The 26,216-nt window shown below is 54.1% G+C and carries 22 protein-coding genes; 11 read left to right on the plus strand and 11 right to left on the minus strand.

Annotated features, from left to right (window positions below; all coding sequences use genetic code 11):
* Positions 1 to 77 precede the first annotated feature (77 nt).
* Positions 78 to 1,130: an acyltransferase gene (locus BARVI_RS06365; RefSeq protein WP_025278429.1), complete on the plus strand. Its 1,053-nt coding sequence runs from the start codon at positions 78 to 80 to the stop codon at positions 1,128 to 1,130.
* A 21-nt stretch (positions 1,131 to 1,151) separates the two neighbouring features.
* On the opposite strand, the gene mscL is transcribed toward BARVI_RS06365, so the two are convergent.
* Positions 1,152 to 1,607, minus strand: coding sequence for a large-conductance mechanosensitive channel protein MscL (mscL, locus tag BARVI_RS06370; RefSeq protein ID WP_038534295.1), 456 nt, complete (start codon positions 1,605 to 1,607; stop codon positions 1,152 to 1,154).
* 326 nt (positions 1,608 to 1,933) lie between these two features.
* On the opposite strand from mscL, the gene gap reads away from it, so the two are divergent.
* Complete coding sequence (gene gap, locus BARVI_RS06375; RefSeq protein WP_025278431.1) at positions 1,934 to 2,944, plus strand: type I glyceraldehyde-3-phosphate dehydrogenase; 1,011 nt, start codon at positions 1,934 to 1,936, stop codon at positions 2,942 to 2,944.
* A gap of 142 nt (positions 2,945 to 3,086) precedes the next feature.
* Here the strand turns inward: gap and BARVI_RS06380 are convergent, their stop codons facing one another.
* Complete coding sequence (locus BARVI_RS06380; RefSeq protein WP_025278432.1) at positions 3,087 to 3,407, minus strand: hypothetical protein; 321 nt, start codon at positions 3,405 to 3,407, stop codon at positions 3,087 to 3,089.
* Between the two features lie 269 nt (positions 3,408 to 3,676).
* Here BARVI_RS06380 and BARVI_RS06390 point away from each other — a divergent pair, with 269 nt between their 5' ends.
* From BARVI_RS06390 to BARVI_RS06405, 4 genes are all read left to right on the plus strand, one after another.
* The gene (locus BARVI_RS06390) at positions 3,677 to 4,387 is read left to right on the plus strand and encodes a LexA family transcriptional regulator (protein WP_025278434.1); all 711 of its coding nucleotides are present in this window, start codon (positions 3,677 to 3,679) and stop codon (positions 4,385 to 4,387) included.
* A 161-nt stretch (positions 4,388 to 4,548) separates the two neighbouring features.
* The gene (locus tag BARVI_RS12955; protein ID WP_025278435.1) at positions 4,549 to 6,042 is read left to right on the plus strand and encodes a leucine-rich repeat domain-containing protein; all 1,494 of its coding nucleotides are present in this window, start codon (positions 4,549 to 4,551) and stop codon (positions 6,040 to 6,042) included.
* A 27-nt stretch (positions 6,043 to 6,069) separates the two neighbouring features.
* The gene (gene trmB / locus BARVI_RS06400; RefSeq protein WP_025278436.1) at positions 6,070 to 6,846 is read left to right on the plus strand and encodes a tRNA (guanosine(46)-N7)-methyltransferase TrmB; all 777 of its coding nucleotides are present in this window, start codon (positions 6,070 to 6,072) and stop codon (positions 6,844 to 6,846) included.
* An 8-nt stretch (positions 6,847 to 6,854) separates the two neighbouring features.
* Positions 6,855 to 7,958 (plus strand): Mrp/NBP35 family ATP-binding protein, encoded by a 1,104-nt coding sequence (locus BARVI_RS06405; protein ID WP_025278437.1) that lies wholly within the window; start codon positions 6,855 to 6,857, stop codon positions 7,956 to 7,958.
* 90 nt (positions 7,959 to 8,048) lie between these two features.
* Here BARVI_RS06405 and purN read toward each other — a convergent pair whose 3' ends face one another.
* The 6 genes from purN to BARVI_RS06435 all read right to left on the minus strand — a co-directional run bounded on the left by purN (position 8,049) and on the right by BARVI_RS06435 (position 14,253).
* The gene (gene purN, locus BARVI_RS06410; protein ID WP_025278438.1) at positions 8,049 to 8,630 is read right to left on the minus strand and encodes a phosphoribosylglycinamide formyltransferase; all 582 of its coding nucleotides are present in this window, start codon (positions 8,628 to 8,630) and stop codon (positions 8,049 to 8,051) included.
* 101 nt (positions 8,631 to 8,731) lie between these two features.
* Positions 8,732 to 9,748: a 2-oxoacid:ferredoxin oxidoreductase subunit beta gene (locus BARVI_RS06415; protein WP_025278439.1), complete on the minus strand. Its 1,017-nt coding sequence runs from the start codon at positions 9,746 to 9,748 to the stop codon at positions 8,732 to 8,734.
* Positions 9,749 to 9,751: 3 nt separating this feature from the next.
* On the minus strand, positions 9,752 to 11,599 hold the full coding sequence (locus tag BARVI_RS06420; protein ID WP_025278440.1) for a 2-oxoacid:acceptor oxidoreductase subunit alpha: 1,848 nt from the start codon (positions 11,597 to 11,599) through the stop codon (positions 9,752 to 9,754).
* 134 nt (positions 11,600 to 11,733) lie between these two features.
* Positions 11,734 to 12,933, minus strand: a complete 1,200-nt coding sequence (locus BARVI_RS06425; protein WP_025278441.1) for a Rossmann-fold NAD(P)-binding domain-containing protein — start codon at positions 12,931 to 12,933, stop codon at positions 11,734 to 11,736.
* A gap of 55 nt (positions 12,934 to 12,988) precedes the next feature.
* The gene (locus tag BARVI_RS06430; protein WP_025278442.1) at positions 12,989 to 13,564 is read right to left on the minus strand and encodes a shikimate kinase; all 576 of its coding nucleotides are present in this window, start codon (positions 13,562 to 13,564) and stop codon (positions 12,989 to 12,991) included.
* A complete protein-coding gene (locus BARVI_RS06435) occupies positions 13,561 to 14,253 on the minus strand; it encodes a hypothetical protein (protein WP_157232558.1) in 693 nt (230 codons plus the stop codon). The genes BARVI_RS06430 and BARVI_RS06435 overlap by 4 nt, the downstream gene beginning before the upstream one ends.
* A 399-nt stretch (positions 14,254 to 14,652) precedes the next feature.
* Between BARVI_RS06435 and BARVI_RS06440 the strand changes: the two genes are divergently transcribed.
* Complete coding sequence (locus BARVI_RS06440) at positions 14,653 to 15,294, plus strand: ribonuclease H1 domain-containing protein (RefSeq protein WP_025278444.1); 642 nt, start codon at positions 14,653 to 14,655, stop codon at positions 15,292 to 15,294.
* 97 nt (positions 15,295 to 15,391) lie between these two features.
* Here BARVI_RS06440 and BARVI_RS06445 read toward each other — a convergent pair whose 3' ends face one another.
* Positions 15,392 to 19,132: a beta-N-acetylglucosaminidase domain-containing protein gene (locus tag BARVI_RS06445; protein ID WP_025278445.1), complete on the minus strand. Its 3,741-nt coding sequence runs from the start codon at positions 19,130 to 19,132 to the stop codon at positions 15,392 to 15,394.
* Positions 19,133 to 20,030: 898 nt separating this feature from the next.
* Here BARVI_RS06445 and lptE point away from each other — a divergent pair.
* The 4 genes from lptE (at position 20,031) to BARVI_RS06465 (ending at position 24,199) form a co-directional block, all read left to right on the plus strand.
* On the plus strand, positions 20,031 to 20,804 hold the full coding sequence (lptE, locus tag BARVI_RS06450; RefSeq protein ID WP_025278446.1) for an LPS assembly lipoprotein LptE: 774 nt from the start codon (positions 20,031 to 20,033) through the stop codon (positions 20,802 to 20,804).
* 95 nt (positions 20,805 to 20,899) lie between these two features.
* On the plus strand, positions 20,900 to 22,165 hold the full coding sequence (locus BARVI_RS06455; protein WP_025278447.1) for a DUF6175 family protein: 1,266 nt from the start codon (positions 20,900 to 20,902) through the stop codon (positions 22,163 to 22,165).
* Between the two features lie 2 nt (positions 22,166 to 22,167).
* On the plus strand, positions 22,168 to 23,589 hold the full coding sequence (locus tag BARVI_RS06460; protein ID WP_038534296.1) for an LPP20 family lipoprotein: 1,422 nt from the start codon (positions 22,168 to 22,170) through the stop codon (positions 23,587 to 23,589).
* A gap of 43 nt (positions 23,590 to 23,632) precedes the next feature.
* Positions 23,633 to 24,199: an LPP20 family lipoprotein gene (locus BARVI_RS06465; protein ID WP_025278449.1), complete on the plus strand. Its 567-nt coding sequence runs from the start codon at positions 23,633 to 23,635 to the stop codon at positions 24,197 to 24,199.
* Between the two features lie 257 nt (positions 24,200 to 24,456).
* Here BARVI_RS06465 and serS read toward each other — a convergent pair whose 3' ends face one another.
* Both serS and BARVI_RS06475 read right to left on the minus strand, forming a co-directional pair.
* Positions 24,457 to 25,728 carry a serine--tRNA ligase gene (gene serS / locus BARVI_RS06470; RefSeq protein ID WP_025278450.1) on the minus strand — a complete coding sequence of 424 codons (1,272 nt, stop codon included), beginning with the start codon at positions 25,726 to 25,728 and terminating at the stop codon, positions 24,457 to 24,459.
* Between the two features lie 29 nt (positions 25,729 to 25,757).
* Complete coding sequence (locus BARVI_RS06475) at positions 25,758 to 26,207, minus strand: GatB/YqeY domain-containing protein (RefSeq protein ID WP_025278451.1); 450 nt, start codon at positions 26,205 to 26,207, stop codon at positions 25,758 to 25,760.
* Positions 26,208 to 26,216: the final 9 nt, after the last annotated feature.

The following is a 26,216-nucleotide window of genomic DNA, read 5'->3' on the forward strand; positions in this document are numbered from 1 at the left end:
ACGCCCCCTCCCCCTTGCCGGAGGGGGCGTATTGATATTTTCCCGTATTTCGTCACACACCTTGCTTATCTCATACCATGACCAAAAGCCGAAACCTCTCCCTCGATTTACTGCGAGTTATCGCCTGCTATCTGGTAATGCAGCAACACGCCAGCGAGTTCTACTACATTGGCGACCAACTCAGTGTCGTCACCGGCGACAACACCTTCTGGATAGGTATCATCACCTCGCTGTGCCGCACATCGGTTCCCCTCTTCGTCATGTTGTCGGGATTTCTGCTGCTCCCCATGCAAGGAGACATCTCCACCTTTTTCCGCAAGCGGTTCACCCGCATCGTCTACCCCTTTATCGTGTGGTGCGTCATCTATGCCGGCTATTTTGTGCTGACCCGCGGCGAGTCCATCGCCGAGATGGGCATTCACATTCTGCACATTCCCATCAACTTCGGGAGCGAGGTGGGACACCTGTGGTATATCTATATGCTCATCGGGCTCTACCTGGTGACACCTGTCATCTCGCCCTGGATTGAACGAGCGAGCAAACGCGAACTGGAAGGGTACCTGGGATTGTGGCTTCTCACCACCTTCCTGCCCTACATACATCAGGTCTACCCCGAAGTCCTGGGCGAGGCCTTCTGGAACGACACGCCCCTGCTCTACTACTTCACCGGGTTCATCGGCTATTTCATACTGGGCTACTACTTGAAGCGATACGGCTATCCCTCGGCCGCCCTCTCATGGATACTGCTCATCGTGGGCTACCTGCTCACTGCCGGTATCTTCTGCTCGCGCATCGACACAGTGGCGACCATTCCCGAGCTGGAACTCAGCTGGCGATTCTGCACCGTCAACGTGCTGATGATGTCGGTTGGACTCTTCTCGCTCATCGGCCGACTGCGCCTCAACCCCACAAGCCCGCTCACCCGACTCGTCACCGACATCTCCATCAAGAGTTACGGCATGTACCTGGCCCACATTATTATACTTAACCTCTACTACCAGTGGTTCCAACCCGTGAGCGAGCATGCCTACATTGTCATACCGCTCATCGCCGTGAGCACCTTCATCACGGTCTACCTGGTAATCTGGCTCCTCGCCCGACTACCCAAAAGCAAATACCTCGTGGGATAGATCAAAAGAGAACGACTATCGCTATTTCGACGAGGTCGGCTCCTGCGCTTTCAGCAAGTCGCGAATCTCGGTGAGCAGCTTCACCTCGGCCGAAGGTTCGGCCGGAGCAGTCGCCTGGGCTTGGGCCTGCGCCTGCGCCTTGCGCTTCTCGGTGAGGCGGGTCACAAGTTTGATAAACAGGAATATCGAGAAGGCGATGATGAGAAAATCGAAAGTCGTCTGCAAGAAATTCCCGTAGTTGAGCGTGACGGCCGCCTGCTCCACGCCGTCGACCTCGCGCGGCGCCTTCAACACCCATTTCAGGTCGGTGAAGTTGATACCCCCTACCAACACCCCCAGCAGCGGCATGATGATGTCGGCCACCAGCGACGAGACAATTTTACCGAAAGCACCGCCAATAATCACACCCACGGCCAGGTCGATGACGTTGCCACGCATCGCAAAATTTTTAAAGTCGGTCCAAAAAGAACTTTTCATGACAGTATAATTTAGGATAATCAGATAGACTACTCACAGTCAACGATATGCAAATAAAGAAATTTTTCTTTTATTTTCACATTCGCATACACTGTATTCAAAAAAAATATATACCTTTGCACTGCAATTTTAGGAGTAAAGTACAAGGTTATGAAATATAAAATTGCCTTTTTGCTGGTTTTGCTTGCCCTGATGAGCAGTTGCGCCACCCCATGCGGTTGTTAAACAATATGGCAAGCGCAAATGTTTTAGGGAAGCGGGTCAACAAAGAGAAAAAAGAAGCAAGACATTATTTTTATTCAATAAACACTTAAAGTTTTATTACAATGATTAAAGTAGGTATCAATGGATTTGGCCGCATCGGACGTTTCGTTTTCCGTGCAGCTCAAACAAGAAACGACATCCAGATCGTAGGTATTAACGACCTTTGCCCGGTTGACTATTTGGCATACATGTTGAAATACGACACGATGCACGGTCATTTCGATGGCACGATCGAAGCTGATGTTGAGAAAAGTCAGTTGATCGTAAACGGTAAAACCATTCGTGTTACCGCCGAAAAGAACCCTGCCGATTTGAAATGGAACGAGGTAGGTGCTGAATATGTAGTAGAATCTACCGGTCTCTTCCTGACCAAAGAAAAAGCCCAAGCTCACATTCAGGCTGGTGCCAAATATGTAGTTATGTCGGCTCCTTCGAAAGACGATACCCCCATGTTCGTTTGCGGTGTAAACGAGAACACCTACGTGAAAGGTACTCAATTCGTATCGAACGCTTCTTGTACGACCAACTGCTTGGCTCCTATCGCCAAAGTATTGAACGACAAGTTCGGTATCCTCGATGGTCTGATGACGACGGTTCACTCGACGACCGCTACTCAGAAAACCGTTGACGGTCCTTCGATGAAAGACTGGCGTGGTGGCCGTGCCGCTTCGGGCAACATTATCCCCTCTTCGACGGGTGCTGCCAAAGCCGTAGGTAAAGTTATTCCTTCGTTGAACGGCAAACTGACCGGTATGTCGATGCGTGTTCCGACCTTGGACGTTTCGGTTGTTGACTTGACGGTTAACTTGGCCAAACCGGCTACTTATGCCGAAATCTGCGCCGCTATGAAAGAGGCTTCGGAAGGCGAATTGAAAGGTATCCTGGGCTACACCGAAGATGCTGTTGTATCGTCTGACTTCCTGGGCGACACCCGCACTTCTATCTTCGATGCCAAAGCCGGTATCGCTTTGACCGACACCTTCGTAAAAGTTGTTTCTTGGTATGACAACGAGATCGGTTACTCGAACAAAGTGCTCGACCTCATCGCTCACATGGCCAAAGTAAACGGTTAATCATTATCCAACAGATAATTCCTAAAAAAGCCGACCCCGAAAGGGTCGGCTTTTTTCATCTCAATCCGACAGGTACACCCTCGCCATATACCCTTAAAGGTATCCTTCTTTGTGCCACGCCACACCTCCCGGATTTACCGGTTCACACATATACAACACCATAACTCGACAAAAAGTTAGTCAGCAGCGGCAAGATTTCGCCCACCGCCTTACCCATGCTGCCGGTTACCCGCACCGGCATGTCGGTATACTGCGGCTCGATACCGCAAATCATCGATACGGCCCGATGCTCCCGCTCGGCGAGCCCGATTTCACACATCAACATATAGGCCACGCCGTCAAACTCGATTTCGGTCTCATGCCGCACCCGCTTCCGCGGATTCTCTTCGCGCTCATAAGCCACCAGCCAGTGCGATGCCGCCAAGGCAGCCAGGGCCGGAGCCTCCCATTCAATCGTTTGCATTCTGTTACTCCTTTCTCTCGATGCTATCCCGCCAGGGTATATTCACACTGCTTTTACCTGTTTTGCTCGTGTAGTCTCTCCCTTTGTTACTATTAATAAGGTAATATACCCCGGCAGAATATCATCAAATATGTTAATTATTAGTCTATTGTTTTTTTTTTCAGAAAAGTTTTCTACCTTTGTATTGGTAATAATACCACACAAATATACAATCAGATTACCCAAAAAGCAAATTATAAAGGTAATTTTACCAATAAAATTTTCCCACCATGGCCGAAAATGATGATAAGGTTTTGAGAATAAAGGAGTTGATTGATAACCTGGGAATTACCCAATCGGAGTTTGCCAAACGCATCGCCATCGATGCCTCGAATTTCTCCAAACACCTGACCGGCAAACTGCCCATCAGCGACTCGCTCATCAACAAGATTGTGGTCGAACTGGGCGTATCGAAAGAGTGGCTCTGCTCAGGTTCCGGCCTCATGTATGGAGCTGCGGGCACCGGCATGAATCCCGATGTGCATACCCACATACGCACCCTCACCCTCCCCTCGGGAGCCATCGTCCCCGAGGTGCGCAACGGGGCAAAGGTCTACGGACTCGACGTGACGGCCGGGAACCTGGGACGCGACCGCATGTTTACCGACGACCTGGTCATCGGCAGCATCGATGTGCCCTTCATCAACCCCGATTGCAGCATTGTCAAGGTGAGCGGCGACAGCATGAAGCCGGTTATCAACAACGGCGACATGATTGCCATTCGCGAAATCAAGAACCCCAACCTCATCTTTTGGGGACAAATCTACGTCGTGCTGTTGGAGGACTACCGTATGGTGAAATATGTGCGCAAGCACGAGAACCCCAACCGGGTAATCCTGCGCAGCGAGAACAAGGAGTATGACGACATCGAAATCGAGAAACGCGACATCTGCGACCTCTTTATCGTCGAGAACATCATACGCATCGACAACCGCATCTGATCAGGGGACGGCCAAGCCTCAAACCCAAGCGAGCCAGGCCTACACGCCAACCCATGACCTCCGTATCGGACAACGGGAAGGCTGGTCCCCAAAAATAAAAATTTATTTTTACCTTTTTTGTGCTATCTTTGTAACCGAATCACAACCTGCTTATCGGTGAAATGAAACAGTTGTTATCCATCATCTTACTCCTGTTTGCCGCCCACAGCCTGCGGGCTGTCGACTACACCTGTCATACCCAAGCAGGACAATTGCAATCGCTCATCGGTGTTCCAGGCAGCACCATTACCCGGCTCACGGTATCGGGTACACTCGATGCCCGCGATTTCGCCTATATCGGCGACTCACTCACCCAGTTGAGAAGCATCGATTTGACCGACTGCACGATTGCGGCGTTCGAGAGCCGCGACACCTACCTGGCCAATCAATCGCGTTTCGAGGCCAACAGCCTGCCGGCCCATACGTTCATCGGGTTTCAAAACCTGACAACGGTCAAACTACCCCGCCAGACCCAAGCCATCGGCGAAGCGGCCTTTGCCGGGTGCCCGGCACTGACCACCGTAGCGTGGGGCGACCGATTGCAAACCATCGACGATCTGGCCTTCTCGGGCTGCACGGCGCTCAATACTCCACTCCCGGCTACCCTCCAAACCATCGGCGAATACGGTTTCGCCCAATGCGCCTACACCCGGCTCGACCTGTCGGGCACAGCCTTACGCACAATCGGAGCCAACGCCTTTGGCAACTGCACCCGCCTGACCGAAGTCACCCTGCCCGCCTCGCTGCAAACGTTGGGCGAAAGGGGTTTTGCCGGTTGCTCGGCACTCACCGCAATTGCCTTGCCCGGTTCGTTGCAGAGTTTGGGTGAAGGGTGTTTTGCCCATTGCACGGCCCTGACTCGCGCCGAGTTTGCGACCCATGCGCTCGACACCCTGCCGGCCTACACTTTTGATCACTGCACGGCGCTCGCCGCGATACAGGTACCCGACGCGGTTACCCACATCGGCGAAGGGGCATTCTACTACTGCACGGCCTTGACCGGCTGCACCTTGCCCGACGGCGTACGATCTATCGGCGACTACGCCTTTGCCGGTTGCAGCCGCATGATTCATCTCACCTTCCTGCCCGAAGGGCTCGAACAGATAGGTCGATGGCCTTTCTACGGCATGCGTCAGCTCTACTCGGTTTCAATACCCTCGACCGTCACCTACATCGGCGACCACGCCTTCGACAACTGCACCCGCCTGGCCGCCGTCCTGGCCTACCCCACACTTCCCCCTTCGCTGGGCGAAGAGGTATTCCGGGAGGTACCGCAGGCCAACTGTGCGCTGGGTGTCCCCGACGAGAGCATCGAGCTTTACAGCGGTACACCGCAATGGCAGGAATTTGACATACGGCTCCTCTCCAACAAGGAGGAACTTACGGCCGACAACCGGCTGAACGTCCATTTCGAGCAAGGAAACCTCATCGTGCAATCGGACGCCCCCATGCGACACATCGCCCTCTACACCCCCGACGGACGACTCGTCTGCCGGGAGAGCGGCGAGACCAACGAATGGGCTATCGACACCCGATTGTACCCCGGACAGATATTTATCCTCTCCGTACAGATGGTTTCGGGCGAATACCACCATCTGAAAGTGGGCCGGAATTAACCGTTCGCCGCATAGAAAAACTTAGCTATGGGAAAAAACAAACTCAAAAAATTCGACGACCTTCAAGGCTATCCCCACGTATTCCAATACCCCTTCGCCCTGTTGCAGGAGAAGGGATTCGAGATGCGGGGCAAATGGGGTGAGACCTTCTTCAAGAACAACAATCCCATCGTGCTCGAACTGGGCTGCGGGAAAGGCGAATATGCCGTGGGGCTGGCTCGGCGCTTCCCGCAGAAAAACTTCATCGGGGTCGACATCAAGGGGGCCCGCATGTGGAGCGGGGCCAAACAGGCTCTCGAAGAGGGTATCCCCAACGTGGCCTTCCTGCGCACGAACATCGAGTTGATAGACCGCTTCTTCGCCCCCGGCGAGGTGTCGGAAATCTGGATTACCTTCCCCGACCCGCAGATGAAGAAGGTGCGCAAGCGGCTCACCTCGACCCGCTTCATGGAGCTCTACCAACATATTCTTACGCCCGACGGGCTCATTCACCTGAAAAGCGACAGCCCCTTCCTCTACACCTATACCTGCGAGATGGTCAAGGCCAACGGCTACCCCGTGCAGGTGGCTACCGACGACCTCTACCACTCGGGACTGGCCGACGACATTCTTGAAATCAAGACCTTCTACGAGCAGCAATGGCTCGAACGGGGCATGACCATCAAGTACATCAGATTCGTGTGCCAACCTCGCGAACAATTTGTCGAACCCGACGTTGATATTCCCTACGATACCTACCGCAGCTTCAACCGGGGGAAACGGAGCGGCAAACAGAGCAGTCAGGACAATGCAAACTCTAAATAACATATATCATGCAGCTATATCCTAAACTCATACTCGACGCACTGGCCAAAGTGCGTTATCCCGGCAACGGAAAGGACCTGGTCGCCAACGGCATGATCGAGGACGATATCCGCATCGACGGGAACAAGGTGAGCTTCTCCATCATCTTCGAGAAGCCCAACGACCCCTTTATCCGCTCGGTAGTCAAAGCGGCCGAAACGGCCATTCTCACCTTTGTCAGCCCCGACGTGGAGATCAAGGGCAACATCAACGTCAAGGCCAAGCAGATTGCCCGACCCAACCCCGAGAATCCCCTCCCCGGCGTGAAGAACATCATCGCCGTGTCGTCGGGCAAAGGGGGTGTGGGCAAATCGACCATCGCCTCGAATCTGGCCGTAGCCCTGGCCCGCCTGGGCTACAAGGTAGGCCTGCTCGACGCCGACATCTTCGGGCCCTCGGCCCCCACGATGTTCGACATCGAGGATACCGACGTCTACACCGAGAACATCGGCGGCCGCGACCTCATCTTGCCCGTCGAGCGCTATGGCGTGAAAATACTCTCCATCGGCTTCTTCGTCCGCAAGAACGACGCCGTACTCTGGCGTGGCGGCATGGCCAGCAACGCCTTGAAACAGCTCATCACCGACGCCGCCTGGGGCGACCTCGACTACTTCGTGCTCGACCTGCCGCCGGGTACGAGCGACATACACCTCACCCTCGTACAGACACTCGCCATCACGGGAGCCATCGTGGTCACCACCCCGCAGGAGGTGGCCCTGGCCGACGCCCGCAAAGGCATCAGCATGTTCACCGGCGACAAGGTGAATGTCCCCATTCTGGGTCTGGTCGAGAACATGAGCTGGTTCACCCCGGCCGAACTGCCCGAAAACAAGTACTACCTCTTCGGCAAAGACGGTGGCAAACGGCTGGCCGAGGAGGCCGGCGTGCCTCTGCTGGGACAGATTCCCATCGTGCAGAGCATCTGCGAGAGCGGCGACTCGGGTCACCCCGTAGCCCTCGACGACTCGGTCACCGGGCTGGCCTTCAAACGGCTGGCCGAGGCTGTGGTCAAGGCAACCGACGAGCGCAACGCCACCCGCCCCTCGACCCAGCGGGTAGAGGTTCACAAGTAAACACAATCCGACACAGGATTCCCCCCCTATACGACGAGAGCCGCTGCAAAACAAGTTTGCAGCGGCTCTCGCGTTTTCTCCGCTCGTGCCTCACGATACCTCACCGGCCAGCAAACGGGCGATGGTGGCGGGATAGAGCTCATGCTCGGCGGCATGCACCAGCCGGAACAGTTCGTCAAGGTCGTGCCCTTCGTAGGGGACAGCCCGCTGGGCAATAATACGCCCGCCGTCGACCGTCTGGTCTACATGGTGAATCGTCACACCATAAACCTTCACCCCGTAGGCCAAAGCCTGCTCCACGGCCCTCGCCCCGGGAAATGCAGGGAGCAGCGACGGGTGAATGTTGATGATGCGTCCGCCGTAGCGCGACAGCAACGTGTCGGTGATGATGCGCATGTAACCCGCCAGACAGACCCAATCGATGCCGTGCTTGTCGAGTTCATCGGCAATGGCATTTTCCATATCGGCCTTCGAGGGGAATGACTTGGGCTGGAAGGCGAAAACCTCCACGCCATGACGGGCAGCCCGCTCCACCACGGCCGCCGCCGGTTTATCGCACACCAGCACGGCCACCTCGGCCGGAATCTGCCCCCGTTCGCAGGCAGTCACTATCGCTTCAAAGTTGGTACCGGTACCGCTGGCAAATACAGCCAGCCGTTTTTTCTGAGACATAAGCAATTCTTTTTATACGAAACAAAACGAGATGGCGCTCAAAGAGCCGGTCATACCGTCGGTTCGAGCGCCATATAGGGTTGAAGGGAGGGTGACAATTACTATTTCACCTCCCAGGTCTCTCCGTGCAACAGGAACTCACGCAGCGAATGGTAAGGGACCTTGGCGGTTACCTCCTTCACCTGGCGAGCCACCTCCTGGTCGTAGACGGGAGCCTCCACGTTGCGAATCACACCGATGGCCAACGGCAACTCGTGCCCGTCCATCATGGCCAGGCTCTGGTGCAGGAAGTTGCCCGGCGACTTGGCATCGTGTACCAGAATGTCGTCGAGCGTAACCCCGTTCTCACCGATAGTCACCGCATTGAGTTTGTAACCGTCGAGCACGAGCCCCCGGTTGTGGTCTTTCCCGAAAATCATCTTCTCGCCGTGACGCAGGTGAATGGTGCGGTCGGCCCGGAACTCCTTGTCAGCCACATAGCTGTGAATGTTGTTGTTGAAGATGACACAGTTCTGCAACAGCTCGACCACCGAGGTTCCCTTGTGACGGGCAGCTTCGACCAGCACCTCTTGCGACACCGAAAGCTCCACATCGAGCGAGCGGGCAAAGAAGGTTCCCCGGGCACCGAATACGAGTTCGGCCGGGATAAAGGGGTCTTCCACCGTACCGTAGGGCGACGACTTGGTCACGAATCCGCGGTCGCTCGTGGGCGAATACTGACCCTTGGTGAGTCCGTAGATCTTGTTGTTCATCAACACCACGTTGATGTCGACGTTACGACGCACCGAGTGTATAAAGTGGTTACCACCGATGGCGAGGCAGTCGCCGTCGCCCGAGATTTGCCACACGGTCAGGTCGGGGTTGGCCGTCTTCACGCCGGTAGCTATCGCAGCGGCGCGCCCGTGAATGGTGTGGAACCCGTAGGTATTCATGTAGTAGGGCAATCGCGACGAGCAACCGATACCCGAGACTACCACCGTCTGGTGAGGCGGTATGCCCAGAGTGGCCATGGCCTTTTGCAACACGTTTACAATCGAGTGGTCGCCACAGCCGGGGCACCAGCGCACATACTGATCGCTCTTATAATCTTTTGCCGTATATACTTTTTGTTCTTCCATATCTTATTCCTCCTCCAAAAGCTTTGTAAAATGCTCAATCAACTCGCTCACCATGAAAGGTTGGGCCTGAATCTTGTTGTACCTCAGGAAGGTCTTGCCGGGCACCTTACCCGACAGATAGGCGGCAAACTGACCGTTGTTCAGTTCGCACACCACCACCCGCTTGTAGCGGCGAATAATCTCCTCGGTATTCAAGGGCAGAGGATTGATATAGTTGAAGTGAACGAATGCTACCGGTTTGCCTTGGGCATTCAGCGCCTCGACAGCCGAGTAGAGGTGACCGTAGGTACCGCCCCAACCCACTACCAGCAAATCGGCATCGGGGTTACCCTGCACGTTGAGCAACGGCAGGTCGTTGGCGATGTTGTCGATTTTTTGCTGACGGGCCCGCACCATCTTCTCGTGGTTGACGGGGTCGGTAGAGATGGCACTGGTCTTGCTGTCTTTTTCCAGACCGCCCAGCCGGTGCATGAAGCCTTCGAGACCCGGTCGAGCCCAGTAGCGCACCGAACGCTCGTCGCGGTCGTAGGGTTTCCAGACACCCAGTTGCTCGGGTTTCACATAATTGGGCTTGATGTCGGGATACTCGTCCATGTCGGGGATACGCCAGGCCGAAGAGCCGTTGCCGATAAATCCGTCGGTCAACAAGATGACGGGCGTCATGTGCTCCAAGGCAATCTTGGCGGCCCGGAAGGCCATATCGAAGCAGTTGGTCGGAGTCGATGCGGCCAGCACCACCACCGGACTCTCACCGTTACGGCCGTAGAGCGCCTGCAACAGGTCGGTCTGCTCGGTCTTGGTAGGCAGACCCGTCGACGGGCCGCCCCGCTGTACGTCGATAACCACCAGCGGCAGCTCCGACATCACGGCCAGGCCGATACCCTCGCTCTTCAAGGCCAGACCGGGCCCCGAAGTAGAGGTCACGGCCAGATTCCCGGCAAACGAGGCACCGATGGCCGTGCACACGCCGGCAATCTCGTCCTCGACCTGAATGGCTTTCACGCCCAGGTCCTTGCGCTTGGCCAACTCGTGCAGAATATCGGTGGCGGGAGTAATGGGGTAACTGCCCAGGAAGAGGGGAAGCCCCGACTTTTCCGATGCGGCTATCAAGCCCCAGGCCGTAGCCGTGTTGCCGTTCACATCGGTATAGATACCGGGACGCACCTGCGCCGACTCTACCCGATAGGTCGAGACCGACGCGTGTATGTTGTGGCCATAGTTGTAACCGTCGTTCATCACTTTGGCATTGGCCTCGTAGATGGCCAGTTTCTTGGCAAACTTATTTTTCAGTAAATGTTGTGCCTGCTCCAACGGCCGGTCGAACAACCAGCAGACGAGCCCCAGCGCAAACATGTTCTTGCACCGCACAATCGACTTGTTGTCGAGACCCGAATCGGCCAGCGAATCCTTGACCATCTGCGTGATGGGCACCGGCACAATCTGGGCATGCGACAGCCCGGCCTCCTGAATGGGGTCGTCGGTCTTGAAGGCCGCCTTCTCCAAATCGCTGGCCCGAAAACTGTCCGAGTCGATAATTACTACTCCGCCTCTCTTCACATGACGGGCATTAGTCTTTAAGGCTGCGGGATTCATGGCTACCAACACATCGGCCAAATCGCCGGGAGTGTGGACACCACGCCCTATATGAACTTGAAAACCGGAAACCCCGCCCAGCGTACCTTGCGGAGCCCGAATCTCTGCCGGATAATCGGGGAAGGTCGAAATTTCATCTCCGACACCGGCCGAAACATTGGAAAAAATATTTCCGGCCAACTGCATGCCATCGCCCGAATCGCCGGAAAATCGCACCACGACTTCTTCCAATACTTTCACATTCGTTTTTTCTGTCATTGTTACATTACATTTTTAATTCAACAGAGGTGTTTTAGATTTTAATGTCAAATAATTTTGGCAAAGATAGCGTTTTTTGTAAGCATTTGAAATATTTTCATAGAAATATGTAAGCATTCCTTCTACTTTCAGATTTAAAACATCGACATGAAAAGGGCCATATCGTAATAGGGCAACCCCAATCGCAGACTCAACTCTTTGTGCGTGAGTTTCCCGCCGAACAGATAGACGGCATTGCGCAGCCGATCGTCGGTCTTGATGTGACCATAGAGCATGGCCGGGTCGTTCAGCTCCATCAACAGGGGGACCAGCAGGTTGCTCAGGGCCATCGACGCCGTGCGCGCCACGGCGCTCCCCACACTCGACAGGCAGTAGTGCAGTACACCGCACTGTTCATATACCTTGTTACAGGGGGCCTCGCTGCAACTCGACGTTTCAAAACAGCCACCCTGGTCCATACACAAATCGAAGAGCAGAGCTCCCCGTTTCATCATTTCGACATAGTTCATGCCCAGCCTTCCCCGGTCGGGCACCTCGGTACCAATCACCACATCGGCCGAGCGCATGGCGTTTTCCAACACATGAGGGTGCATGTTCGAGGTAAAAACCGAAGGGCCTACTTCGAGCTGGGTAGCCCGCAACCGGTAGAAATCGTTGTCGAAGATACGCACCAGCGCCCCCAACCCGCTGGCGGCACGGGCCGCCGCACGTCCGGCCAAACCGCCGCCTATAATCAGCACCTCGGCGGCAGCTACACCGGGCACACCGCCCAGCAGCACACCTTTCCCTCCGCTGCGGTTGCTCAGCAGCTCCGAGGCCAGCACGATGGCCGCCCGTCCGTCAATCTCGTCGAGAATGTCGGCAAAGAGATAACGCCCCTTGTCGTCGACCACCCGGTCTATCGCCACGGCCGTCACCCGCTTCTGCATCAACACTTTGAGAACCGAAGCCGATTGATATTGCGGCTGCAACAGCGTGAGCAAGAGCCCGCCCGGACGAATCGAGGCGGCTTCCTCCTCATTGAGCGGAGTGATTTTGAGCACCACATCGCACCGGAATACCTCGGCAGGCTCAACCGCCTGAGCCCCGGCCTCGGTATAATGCAGGTCGGAGTATTTGATTCCCTCGCCCGCCCCTCGCTCGATGAGTACGGCAAACCCTTCACGGGTGAGCAGGGCAACCCCCTCGGGGGTGAGCGGGAAACGTTTCTCCCCGCCATTGTGTTCGGCCGGCAAGCCTATCGACAGATGCCGGCTGCCGGGCTTTATCCCCAGCAACTGTTCTTGGGGAGCCACCCCCACATTGGAACGGCATGCAAAATCATCACCTGCCATACGTGTATTGTTTTTTGAAATTTTGATTTATCGCTTAAAAGTCAAATCACACTTGTCATACCGGGGTGGTTTGCGCCCCGGAGCCGGGAGAACTCTCCCCGGCCGACTCCTGCATAAGCCGGGAGAGACGACACACCGCCTCATCGACCGAGTGGGTCGACTCGTATTGCTCGGCATTGAACGTGTGGTCGGCCTGCAAATAATAGGTCTCCCGCTGTTTCAGCATCTGGGCGATGTAATCGCCCAGCTCTTCGGCACTCTTGCCCATCACCAACGGGCGTTTGACCCGTGCCCGCAACAACCGCCGGCACAAGGTAGGGACCGAGGCCGACAGATAGACCGTCACCCCCCGGGTGCGCATGTAGTCCATGTTGTCGAAGAAACAGGGAGTACCTCCACCCGTCGCCACCAGCACGTTGTCAAACTCGGCCACCTCGTGCAGCATGCGCCGCTCGATGTCGCGGAATCCCGCTTCGCCTCGCTCGGCAAACAGGTCGGCAACCCGCTTGCGGTAACGCGCCTCGATATAGGCGTCGAGATCGATAAACTCTACTTGCAGAAGTTCGGCAGCCCGTCGTCCCAAGGTCGTCTTTCCGGCCGCCATATACCCGATTAAAAAGATTGGTTTCATGGTTGTGTAATAGGAGTTACAGTATCCGGAGCCTCCTGGTGAGCCGACTCTCCGGCAGCGACCAACGCCTCGTGCTTGGCCCGCCACGTCTCGCCGAACTGGCCGGCCTCAAACCCGGCCAGGCTCTCGTTCAACATCTGCTTGTCGGCCGCATTCAAAGGCAGGCCCACGATAAAACTCGAAGCGGCCTCCTTCCCTTCGAGACCGGCCAGCAACACGGCCTTGTTGAGCAGGTAATCCATGTTGGCCGGCTCCTCTTTCAGGTACGAGTCGTAAAGCGCCAGAGCCTCCGACAACTGCACACGGGCGTCGGCCTCGTCGCCCCGGTCATAGGAGATAAATCCTTTCACGGTATAAAAGTAGGCTTTCAGGCGGTTCTGCCCGTCGGGACCGATCTTTTCGATAGCGGTCGTCGCCGTTTGGTAGGCGCTGTCGGGACGCCACAGATTCAGTTCGTTCAACACCTTCCCGAAGTAGACGTCGATATTCTCGTCGTCGGCTTCAATCGCCTGTTCCAGCAACTCCTGGGCAGCCAGGCAATCGGCAATTGTCACCCCGTCGCCGTCGAGCCGCGACACCGCCTCGGCATAGAGGCGGGCACTCTCCTCCCGATCGCTCTTTCCGGGAGCACAGGCCACGAGCCCCCACAAAATCAGCGGCAGAATGCCGCACCAGACTATTCTCTTCATCTTCTCTCGGTCATTAAGGTGAACCTCTACGGCACGAGGCACGGTTCAGACTTGCGCCCAGTTGGCCACAAACCGTTTCGCCCTCGCACTAAGTTCTGTAAAGATACGACAATTTCTGAATTGTTGAGCAAAAACGGGAGCCCGTTTGGTATCGGACTACCCCGAAAAGTGAAAATTCACACTGCTCGGCACTCATCTCTCCCCGTTTTGAAGAAAACAGGAGGCAGCTCGGCCTTGTCAGACTTGAAAACTCCGTTTTCTGTTTGTCACTGCGCTCTCCTTTCACTATCTTTACAGAAAATAGGCTGCGGTTCGGCCAAGCAAATTATGCAAGCATTTTTGCTTTGCGCTCACCTTTCACTATTTTTGCATCATTCAATCCAGCGAAAATCCTAACTTATGGCCAAATACAAATACTATGTAGTGTGGGAGGGACGAGCCCGGGGCATCTTCAACTCGTGGGAAGAGTGCAAGGAGCAGGTCGAAAATTTCAAGGGTGCCAAATACAAGAGCTTCGACGACCTCGAATCGGCCACCGAGGCTTTCCGCAAAGCCCCCGACGACTACTTCGGGATTCTGCGCAAGATCGGCGAGCACTCGCGCGAAAAGCTCGCTGCCCCCACACTGCCCCCGACCGTCATTGCCGACAGTCTGGCCGTCGATGCCGCATGCAGCGGCAACCCCGGCCACATGGAGTATCGCGGTGTCGACACGAAATCGGGTATCGAGCTGTTCCACGTAGGGCCCATGCCACAGGGCACCAACAACATCGGCGAGTTTCTGGCACTGGTCCACGGGCTGGCCTACCTGCAACAGCGAGGGTCCCAGATTCCCATCTACTCCGACAGCTGCAATGCCATTGCCTGGGTCCGGCAGAAAAAGTGCAAGACCAAGCTGACGCCCAACGCCGTCAATGCGCCCATCTTCGACCTCATTGCCCGGGCCGAGCGCTGGTTGCAAACTCATACCTATACCAATCCTATCATTAAATGGGAAACCGAGCAGTGGGGCGAAATCCCGGCCGACTTCGGTCGCAAATAATCCGCGGCTCGATTATTCTCCTTCTCTACATAGACAAGGGCTGCCCCAACGCGAGGCAGCCCTTGTTTGTTTTTTTCTGGCACAGAGGCCGAGGGAATCAATGACGCACAACCTTGGCCGTAGTCACGACGCCCGACTCGTCGACAACCTGAACAATCATGATGGCCGGAGCAGAAGCATCGAGATCGAGCATGAAGCTGGTTGCATTGGGAGTCGACTGACTGAGCAACCGTCCGTAAAGGTCATAGACGCGAACGGCGCTTAGCATCGTCTGACCGCGCACGACAAGCCGACCTCCATAGGTATAAATCGAGACGACATCGCCGCTCTCCTCGACCGACTCCATGACGCTGCTGACTTGTGGTTCCTCATACTCGCCCGCCGGGATAATCTCATAGAGCGTCGGTATATTATTCTCGTTCCACTCGATGCGCACGGCTGTCACCATGTCGTAACCACGCGTGTCGATAACTGTACAAAGATGATCGAGTGTACCGGCTTTCACCCATTGATTGCCATCATAGAGCGAGATAGCGGGCAACTCGTAGGTGGGATCGAAAGTGGTGTTGTGATAAATCTCAACAGCCTCAATATCGATATTCTCGATGAACGTGTGCTCCACGAATCCTGCCTCGCCGGCACGATAGCTGGTAATCATGTTCTTGTCGGACAAAGCCGAAATCATCGCCTGGTTGTGATCGGTAGTCTGCGTCACGCGGTCGGCCATGACACAGCTGAACTCGGCCACTTTGAGCCAATAGCTACCGACCACATTGGTGATATAGAGACGGAGATACTTGCCCGTAGCGCCATTGGCGTTGGTGGTGAAGGTGCGGGTGTTGGCGTTGATACCTCCGCTGTCATAGGCCGCCACCTTCGTCCAGCTCTGCCCGTCCAACGACACCTGGAACTCGCCGCTGCCGATGAGTTGGTCGTTCTCCATGAAAGTAACCGTTATCTCAAAAATCGAGTGCGGCTCGGCATATTCCAATTGCAACCAGTCGCCCACCTGAGGCTCGGTGTTGCTCCAGAAATGCGTGCCGGTATTGCCGTCCACAACATTGCTGATATTGTAGCTCTGGTAGGTGCCGAGCGAAGTGCTGGGTGTGGGCGTGCCTATCTCTGCCGTGGCACCGGCCACGGTGCAGGAGAATTCGGCCAGCTGTATCCAGAACGAACCCTCGACGCTAGTCACCATCAGGCGGACATAACGAGCGTTGGCACCATTGGCCGCACAGGTATAGCGGTTGTTGACCAGGTTACCGTGGCTGTATTGGGCTATGGTATTCCAGTTGCTTCCATCGGTAGAGAGTTGAATATCTGCCGTACCCGAAAGAATATCTTTGCCGGTGAAGACGAGGGTAACGTTGTCGATAGAATAGACATCGCCATAGTCCAGTTGGATATAGTGCCCCTTAGCCGTGTTCTCACCACTCCAGAAGAAGGTCCCGGTGTTACCATCAACAGCCAGTTCGAGAGGATAAGAGGTGTTGTCCTCGGTGTAGACCTTCAAGTTGGACGAAATGGTCGGGGTAGGTACAACGGTTGAACCAGACGAGAAAGAGACAGTCAGGACATCAAAGCCAAGCGATTCCGTCTCACCGTCGGCACCACTGCGAACCAGACGGACGTAAGCCGCATTCTGCGACGACACGGGCAGAGTTGCGGGAGTCCATATCTTGCCATTGATCGAGGTTTCGAAGGTCACGCCTTCGGGCAAAGTCATCTCCTCTACCGTCACCTTCTCAATCGACCCGAGGTAGAGACCAACGTAATCGCCGTCAGCCAACTCGACACCGCTCAGCCCCGTGAGTGTAGCTGCGGCATCCGTCACAGTCAGGTTGAATGTAGACGGGTCCAGGTTGGTGACCACTTGCGGTTGCTCGGGTGCCGGCCAGTCACCGGGAAGTTCAGCGCCCAGAGTCTCATACAGATAGTCCACAAACGGGCGGGTGTAGGAATTGGCGGGGTGAACCTCATAGCCCACTACATGCGAGTCGGTACCGTAGCCTTCGAGCTCGGAGATAAAGTACTGCGGATCGATACCCAGACCCGTGTAGAGTGAAATGATGCTTGCGAACGATGACCACGACTCGGAGCGGCTCATCGACGCTCCGTTTTCAAGCAGGTCAAGCGACTTCTGGATAATGATTGCATAAGCCTTTATCTTTGCACACCAGGCCTTGACATCGGTAGCGAACAAGCGATAGTCGCTGTTCTCGCTGTTTGCCATCACGGTTTCGATATATTCGCAAGCGGCTTGCAACCGGGCCATCTCTTCACGAATGGCAGTACCCTCTGCCGGGAAATTGCCAGCACTGTATTTTGACTTGAAGGCCTCGTAAAGATCGATAATCTCCTGATCCTCATAAATAGCATCGGTATAGCGGGCGAACAACCGAATCTGTTCCGCCGTCTCCGTGTCGCCAGCCTCGGCCAGGTAGTCGAAGCAGTCATACCAGTTTTGCGACACGTCAAACCGATCGGGATTCCAGCAATAGTCGGCCAGACCGAACAGACCCACCTTGGCCGCCTGTGCCTGCTTTTCGGGGTTGAGGATCACACCACCCAAGGTGCTGATGCCGCCCGTCTCGGGGACGAGGGCATAGTGTGCGGTGAGTTCGCGCATATAGAGGCGGTCGTCGTTGTTGTCGTTGACCGTAGCGTTCCACCAGAACAACGGGTTGCGCCCTATGTAGCCGGCCATCGCATCGCAATCCTTCTTGTCGAGGTCGCCGCATACGGCATAACCGGTGAAACCGATAACCACGTCCTTGTCGACAGTTGCCATCTGGCTCAGATAGGAAGATGCTCCTGAATACATGAGAGCGTATGTGGCAGGGACATAGAAAAGGGGCGCAATCTTCTCGTCCTCGGCCTGGCTGGGGAACTCCTCCTTCAACCGCTTCTGCGTCTGGTCGGGCAGATGCGCCTGCATCTGTGCCGACGGATTGCGATCCATGTCGTCGATACATACACTGAAAGCACGCACGCCAAGGTCATACATGTGATGGTATTTCTCCATCAGCAACTCGACCCCTGCATCTACCGTCGACGTGTTGGAAAAGTCCATCGACACCTGACCGCCGGGAGCAAGACCCGGGTGGGCTGCCCAAACAAAGTGTACGTTGCAGGCACGAGCGGTCTCGGCCATGCGGCGCACGTCATCTTGCGTGATCCACCCCATGCGACGTTGCTCTTCGGTAATCTCGGTCGGATACTCTTCGGTCCAGTAGCCCAGGTGATAGGGGTCCATCTTGGGCGCATAGATGAAGACGTTCATCTTGAATCGTTTGAAGAACTCGAACAGGCTGCAATGGGCATCGACCGAGTAAGGATTGCCATAGAATCCCTCAATCGCACCACGCCACTGGCAGTGAGAGTAGTCCTCATAAGTCACCTCATGCAGCGCAGCCCCTGCCGCCTGATCCAAAATCTGCTCCAAGGTAGCGAAAGCATAGTATTCCGAACGCTCGCCATTGCCCAGCACCACAATATTGCCGTCGGCAATCTGCATCACATGGGAGTCGAAACGGTTAGGAGCCTCGGTGAACACCTCCTTGGAGATGCCTTGGCTCGTGGCATAGGTATCAGCCACATCGCCAGAACCGGCCACACCCACATACAGGTTGGTCAATTCGGACGAAGCCGACTCACCCGGTTGGTAGACGTAACCAGCCTCTTCCAGCACCTCCTGGATACGATCCTTAGTCACATGACCGATGCCAGCGCCGCACACCACATTGATGGTCTGCGTCAGCTCCACCGTACCACTACCCTCGGTCGTCCGCTGGGGAATGGGATAAATGGTATAGCTCTGGGCATTAGCCACAACCATACCAATCAAACATACAATTAGTAATAAGCCTTTTCTCATTGGGTTATAGAATTTAAGTTAACACGGATTGACAGAGTATAAATATCTGCAAATTTTTACATTTAACAAAAATCGTTACGCATTTATTACACTGAAATACAATATAATACAGAATAATGCGAGCAATAATCGCTATAATTATTAAAAAACAAAGTTAATAAATTATTTTGCATAAACGATGATTTCGGTCAGTTTTTTGACATCATGACAGGGTAATAGGGCCCGGAAACGAATCTCATCGCCAACTTCGGCCTCATCGACCGAACCGGGCGGCGTTTGCACACACCTGCACCACCCTACATCGTCAAACGGTAGATTCGAGCCGTGCAACAAAATTTCAGCCGATTTCAACCGGCTGAAAAATGATTGTAGCCCCTTTCCCCACAGCTTTTTCCCTCAATTTCTTCCAACCATAATGAGCAAAAAAAAGCCTCATGTAGCATAAAAATTATATAGGAAATTATTTGAATCTTTTACTTTTATTTATACTTTTGCAGTGAATTGCCACTGAGCCGGACGCAATGCAAGCCGGCCCGAAGGGGGGCTTTAACATATCAAAAGGCGTTTACTTGACGCTATTGTTCTTGACAATCCTGAATCTCGCAAATTCAAATTCCTGTCAAAGACATAGCAACAGTAGATGCCCCGCTGATATGTTATGGTATCGAATTTGTTATAATAGATACTATACATATCGGCGTGGGAATCTGTGTTGCTCGCCCCGACAGGAAGGCAATGCGAGAGCCTAGGATTGTGGGACGGGCAACGAGTACAGACTCCCACGTCTTTTGTTTTTACATAAGGATAATGTTTCTTGAAAGAGGGGGGACCTTTCAAGGCAAAAAATTCTTCACATAAAATGAAACACGTTTTGTTATTCGTGAGCCTGTTGCTCTTCTCGCTCTCATCGTATGCAGCTCGCGAAAGTGTACTCGTCAAACCTTTTACCCACGGTACAAATGTTAGCGAAAATTACAGTAACTCCGTGCGTAACAAAGTCATGGAAGGCATCAACAGCAAAGGCCGCGTAAAAGTGCTCGACAGCGCTACCGACGACGGAGCCGAAGCCGACTATACGCTCGACGGACAAGTAGTTTCGATTACCATTACCAAAGGCAGTGACGACAAAGGGGCTACCTATTCGGCCAAAATCAACTATCAGTTGAAAGTGACCCGCATCAGCGACAACGAAATCATCGCCACACAAACGTTCGACGCTTCGAGCACCTCACTCTTCTCGAAATTCCGCACCGAGCTCGATGCTGTCAATTCGGCAGTCGATTACATCGACGCCCAAATCCCCGACTTTGTAGACGAGGTATTCAAATCCTACGGTAAAGTCATCGAAATCGCCGAGGTAAAGAAAGAAAATGCCAAAAAATTATACATCACCCTCGGTAGCGAGGACGGTATCCTCAAAGGTCAAAAACTCGATGTGCGCGTACAGAAATCGATTGGTGGCCGTACCATCTACAAAGTAATCGGCGAAATCAAGGTTGAATCGGTTGAAGGGGCTGATATCTCGCTCTGCAAAGTGACCAAGGAGGGAAAAGAGATCTACAAGGCCATGACCGAAACCCCCGACGACGTATCGGTTGTCACCAAAGTAAACCAAAACATTCTGGGCCTTTAATCCCCTTTATTTAAACACATTACAATCAGCACTTCCATAAAGGAGAGGCATGACGCCCTCTCCTTTATGGAACTATCATCACACACAAAAATTCCATGAAGAAATTTACCTGGCTACTCCTTTTTTCCCTCTCGGTAGCTACATTGCAAGCACAAGATAATTTTTCAAGAGATGTCATCTATCTCAGCGGTGAAGGCACAATCACATTGAAGTCGACCGCATCGTCTTCCGAAAAGAAACAGGCCATTCCCATGGCAGTAAAATCGGCCATCGACACCTATCTGTTTGCAGGAATCCAGGGAGTTGACGATGGTAAACCTATCCTGAAAGAGTCAGACCGTTCAACCCACTCCTACTATTTCGACCGCCTGTACGAGAACAACCGTTACGCCGTATTTGCCAAACCCACCGACTCGCCCAAGCCCAAGAAGAATGCTCTCGGCCTGTGGGAGGTTACCGTCACCGTGCTGCTGTACAAAGATGCTCTCGACCGGGATCTTCTGCAAAACGACATGCGCCAACCCGAAGCCTCGGAAATGTCAGCCGAAGAGGTCTCCGACAACGGCATCAACCCCTCAATCATGGTGGTTCCTTACAAACAAGATAATGAAACTTACCAACAGATACTCTCACGCGATTCGGACAAACGTATAGCCATCAGCAAAGTACAGGAAGAGTTCCGCTCGATAGGCGTGACCACCGTCGATTTCGAGGCCAAATACAATGCCGCCCTGCGCTCCAATGAGTTTGAATATGAAAACGCCGGCTCCTTCGACGACCAACTTATCAAGAGCAGTGGAGCCGACATCTACGTCAGCGTCGATATCATCAAACGCAACACCGGGTCGAAAGGCAGCGTATCGCTCACCCTCAAAGCCTACGAAACGGCAACCGGTAATCTGTTGTCGTCCAAAATATCCAACTACTCGGGTACGACCTCGTTCGACCGCCTGTGTGTAGGAGCCATTCACAAAGTATCGGAAGAGTTTCTGGCCGAAGTGGTCGAGAGTCTGGCCAAAACCATAGACCGGGGTACCTCGGTTACACTGCGCGTTGGCATTGCCGAAGGCTCGTACCGCACGCTCAACGACGAGGTAGGCAACGACGGATTATTCGTCATCTCGGACTATATCCGCACCTGGATACGCAAGAATGCCGTCGGCGGTGTATTCCATCAACAGGGTAAAACCGACCTATCAATGATTCTCGACAACATACAAATTCCCAACAAAGACGAGAACGGGATTCTGCAAGATGCCAACGACTTTGCCGTGCGGCTGACCCGCTATCTGAAAAAGCTGGGTATCAATGCGTCGAACCGTCTCGACGGAAATACCATCTACCTAACCATTGAAGATTAATCATGAAACGAGTTCTTATACTTATATACGTGGTTACACTTACCTCTTTGACCTTTGCCGGGAATCCGCCGGCATGGGTCAAAGCCAAACCGGTAGACAATGACTACTACATCGGCATCAGTTCGGCACTAACTACCGAAAAGAATTTCCAACAGGTGGCCCGCGACAAGGCCTTGGGCGACCTCATCGGCGAAATCAACATCGAAATCGAGAGCTCCTCGCTGCTGAACCGGCAGGAGATCGACGAGCAATACAGCGAGTCGTTCCGCCAGGACATCAAGAGCACAGCCGTTGCTCAGTTGGAAGGTCACGAAATGGTCGACAGCTACAACGACGGCGAGCGCTACTGGGTCTACTACCGACTGAATAAAGCCGAATATGAAAAGCTGATGCAGAAACGGCTCTCCGATGCCATCAACCAGGCCTACGGCTATTGGGTAAAGGGCCTTCAAGCCGAAAAGGCGGGACAGCTGGTCGACGCCATGGATCTCTATCTCTCGGGGCTGTCGACCATCGAGGAGTATGCCAACCGACGCCTTCCCGTCGACCACCAGGGGAAGAGTACCGACGTAGGCATCGAGCTCTACACGTCGCTCAAACTGCTCTTCTTCGACCTCACGATTCGCACCAATCCGCAAAAGATAACGGCACAATCGTTCAGCAAAGAGCCCTCAATCGTGCAGATTGAGGTTCTCCGTGGAGAGACTCCCGCCGTAGGGCTCCCCCTGAAAGCACGTTTCTCGATAGGCGAAGGCTCGGTATCGCTTGACTCCAAGACTCAGAACGACGGTTCGGCAACGCTCACCCTCACCAACATCACCTCGAAACTCACCTATCAGGAGATAGAACTTCGTGTCGACGTGAAGGTACCCACCCGTTTCAACACCTCGTTCATGAAGCAACTCACCGACGACCTGTTCGACCATATCCCCGTCATCAAATTACCCGTAGAGGTGGAGCAATCCCCGCTCAAAGTCATTCTCTACACCAAAGACCATGACACCAATACAAGCCTGCTCAACATGATTTCGAGCTACCTGAACGACTATTTCGACATCGTATCCGACCGGGAAAGCGCCGACCTTTCCATCTGGGTCACTCCCTCTATCCGCAAGGGGGGTATCGTCAAGAGCGAGATGTATGACCTTTACGAAATATTCGCCTCGTGCGACCTCACAATCACCGATTTGGCCACGGGCAATATCGTCGCCAACTTCGGGCTGCAAGATGTGCGTTCGCTGGTTCCCGAGAACAGCTCCAATTCCAAGATTCGGTCTACCGCACAGCGCGACCTGTTCAAGAAACTGCGTCCGGTCATCGAACGGAACCTGCAAAAGGCCCACTTCTCACGAAAGGCGCAATCGGCCACCGACCTCTCCCCCGAGGACTACGATGACACCTCGATGCCCGAAATTATCGAATAGCAGAAACAATTCAATTATTTACTAATCTATAACATCAATCAACATGAAAGCAATCAAATTGTTTGTGATATCACTGGTCGTGATGTCTTTAGCATCTTGTTCTTCGGCCAAACAGGCTACGGTCAACAACGGTGAACAAGAAATTGAGCAACTGTGCCATTTCCTCACCAACGAAGAGTATTTCTATGCCAACGCCACGGCCGAAAGCACCGACATGCAGATGGCCAAGGACAAAGCCGTCAACTCGGCTCGGGCTGCTATCGCCGCCTCCATATCGACGGCCGTAGAGAACTTCTCCAAACGCTACCGTAACGATGTAAACAACGAGTTGAACGAGAAGACCGAAGAGCGTCTGCAAATCCTCACCAAACAGACTATTTCGGGCTCGACCGTCGTTTGCGACCGCATCGTTCGCACCGTCGATGGCAAATACAGATCCTACATCTCGGTAGGTCTCTCGAAAAATCAGATTACCGACGCCATCGAAAGAGCTATCATGGAAGATGAGAAGTTGAAACTCGATTATCAACAAGCTCAATTCGACAAGGTAGCCGATGCCGAGATTACCAAAGCCGACGTTCAAGGCCAAGGTACTCAAAGTGCTCAATAATTCTGCTATCAAAAAAAGGGACCAGACTAATAGTACAACAACAGGGGGGCCGAACAGTCGGTACCCCCTATTTTTATGCCTGCAAATCGACGATTCCTCCCGAAGCAAGCATTACTCTTCGCCCAACCATACAAACGGCCGTGGGACGCCACGGCTCCCCGCTCCTATCTCTCTCCTTCTCCCCCCCCCTAAAAACAGCCGGGGCTGCTCTCCTGCATGGAGAGCAGCCCCGATTATATTCCTATTCAACCGACCGTTTAGTCGATGATGTCAAAACCGCAGTAGGGCACCAGCACCTTCGGGATCTTGATACCCTCGGGGGTCTGGTTGTTTTCGAGCAATGCAGCCACGATACGGGGCAATGCCAAGGCACTGCCGTTGAGCGTGTGGCACAGGTGCATCTTCTTGTCGGCACCGCGGTAGCGGCAGTGCAGACGGTTGGCCTGATAGCTCTCGAAGTTGGATACGGAGCTCACTTCGAGCCAGCGTTTCTGGGCGGCCGAGAATACCTCGAAGTCGAAGGTGATGGCCGAGGTGAAACTCATGTCGCCACCGCACAGACGCAGGATATGCCAGGGCAATTCAAGGCGTTCTACCAAGCTCTGCACGTGGTCCTTCATCTCTTCCAGAGCCTCGTAAGAGTGGTCGGGGTGTTGTATTTGCACAATCTCCACCTTGTCGAACTGGTGCAGACGGTTCAATCCGCGCACGTCTTTGCCGTACGAACCGGCTTCGCGACGGAAGCAGGCCGAGTAGGCGGTATTCTTGATGGGGAGGTCGCTCTCGTTGAAAATCACGTCGCGGTAGAGGTTGGTCACCGGTACCTCGGCGGTAGGAATCAGGTAGAGGTCGTCCTCGTTGCAGTGGTACATCTGACCCTCTTTATCGGGCAGCTGTCCCGTGCCGTAACCCGATGCAGCGTTGACTACATAAGGCGGCTGTATTTCGAGGTATCCGGCCTCGCGGGCGGCATCGAGGAAGAACGAAATCAGGGCACGTTGCAGGCGGGCACCTTTCCCTTTGTAGACGGGGAATCCGGCACCGGTAATCTTCACACCCAGTTCAAAGTCAATCAAATCGTATTTCTTGGCCAGCTCCCAGTGCGGCAGGGCATCTTCGGGCAGATTGGGCATAACGCCACCGGTCTTCTCGACAATGTTGTCGGCAGCGGTACGGCCCTCGGGCACCCCGGCATAAGGCAGGTTGGGGACGGTTAACAGAATATCGGTAATCTCTTTCTCGGCCGATACCATCGACTCTTCGAGTGTTTTGGTCGACTCCTTGATGGCAGCCGTCTGAGCTTTCACGGCCTCGGCCTCCTCTTTCTTTCCGGCTTTCATGAGTTGCCCGGTCTGGGCGGCCAAGCCCTTCAACTCGGCCAGTTTCCCGTCGAGTTCGGCTTGCGAAGCACGACGTATCTTATCCAGTTCGAGCACCCGGGTGATAGCCTCTCTCCCGTCGAAATGCTTGATAGCCAACCGGCGTATCACATCTTCGGGATTCTCTTTAATGACACTTAATGTAAGCATAGTCTAAATTTCGTATATTGTATTCTCGTTTACGACAACAGTTCCTTTACTTTGGTCGAGATGGCACGACCGTCGGCACGACCGGCCAGCTGCTTGGTGGCGACACCCATCACCTTGCCCATCTCCTGCGGGGTCTTGGCACCCACCTGGGCGATGATGGCTTTGAGGGCTTCGGTCAACTCCTCGTCGGTCATCTGCTTGGGCAGATAGGTTTCGATAACGGCAGCCTCGGCCAGTTCGGGTTCGGCCAGATCGGGACGGTTCTGCTCCGAGTAGATCTGAGCGCTCTCCTTGCGTTGTTTCACCATCTTGGCCAATATCTTCATCGCCGTCTCGTCCGACAGTTCGCCGTCGGCACCCTTGGCGGTTTTAGCTTCGAGAAACTCTTTCTTGATACCCCGCAGGGCTTCGAGTCTTACCTTGTCTTTTGCCAGCATGGCACTTTTTATGTCGTTGCTGACCTGATCAAATAAATTCATCTTCTTCTA

This window comes from Barnesiella viscericola DSM 18177, from assembly GCF_000512915.1.
GTDB classification, from domain to species: Bacteria; Bacteroidota; Bacteroidia; order Bacteroidales; family Barnesiellaceae; genus Barnesiella; species Barnesiella viscericola.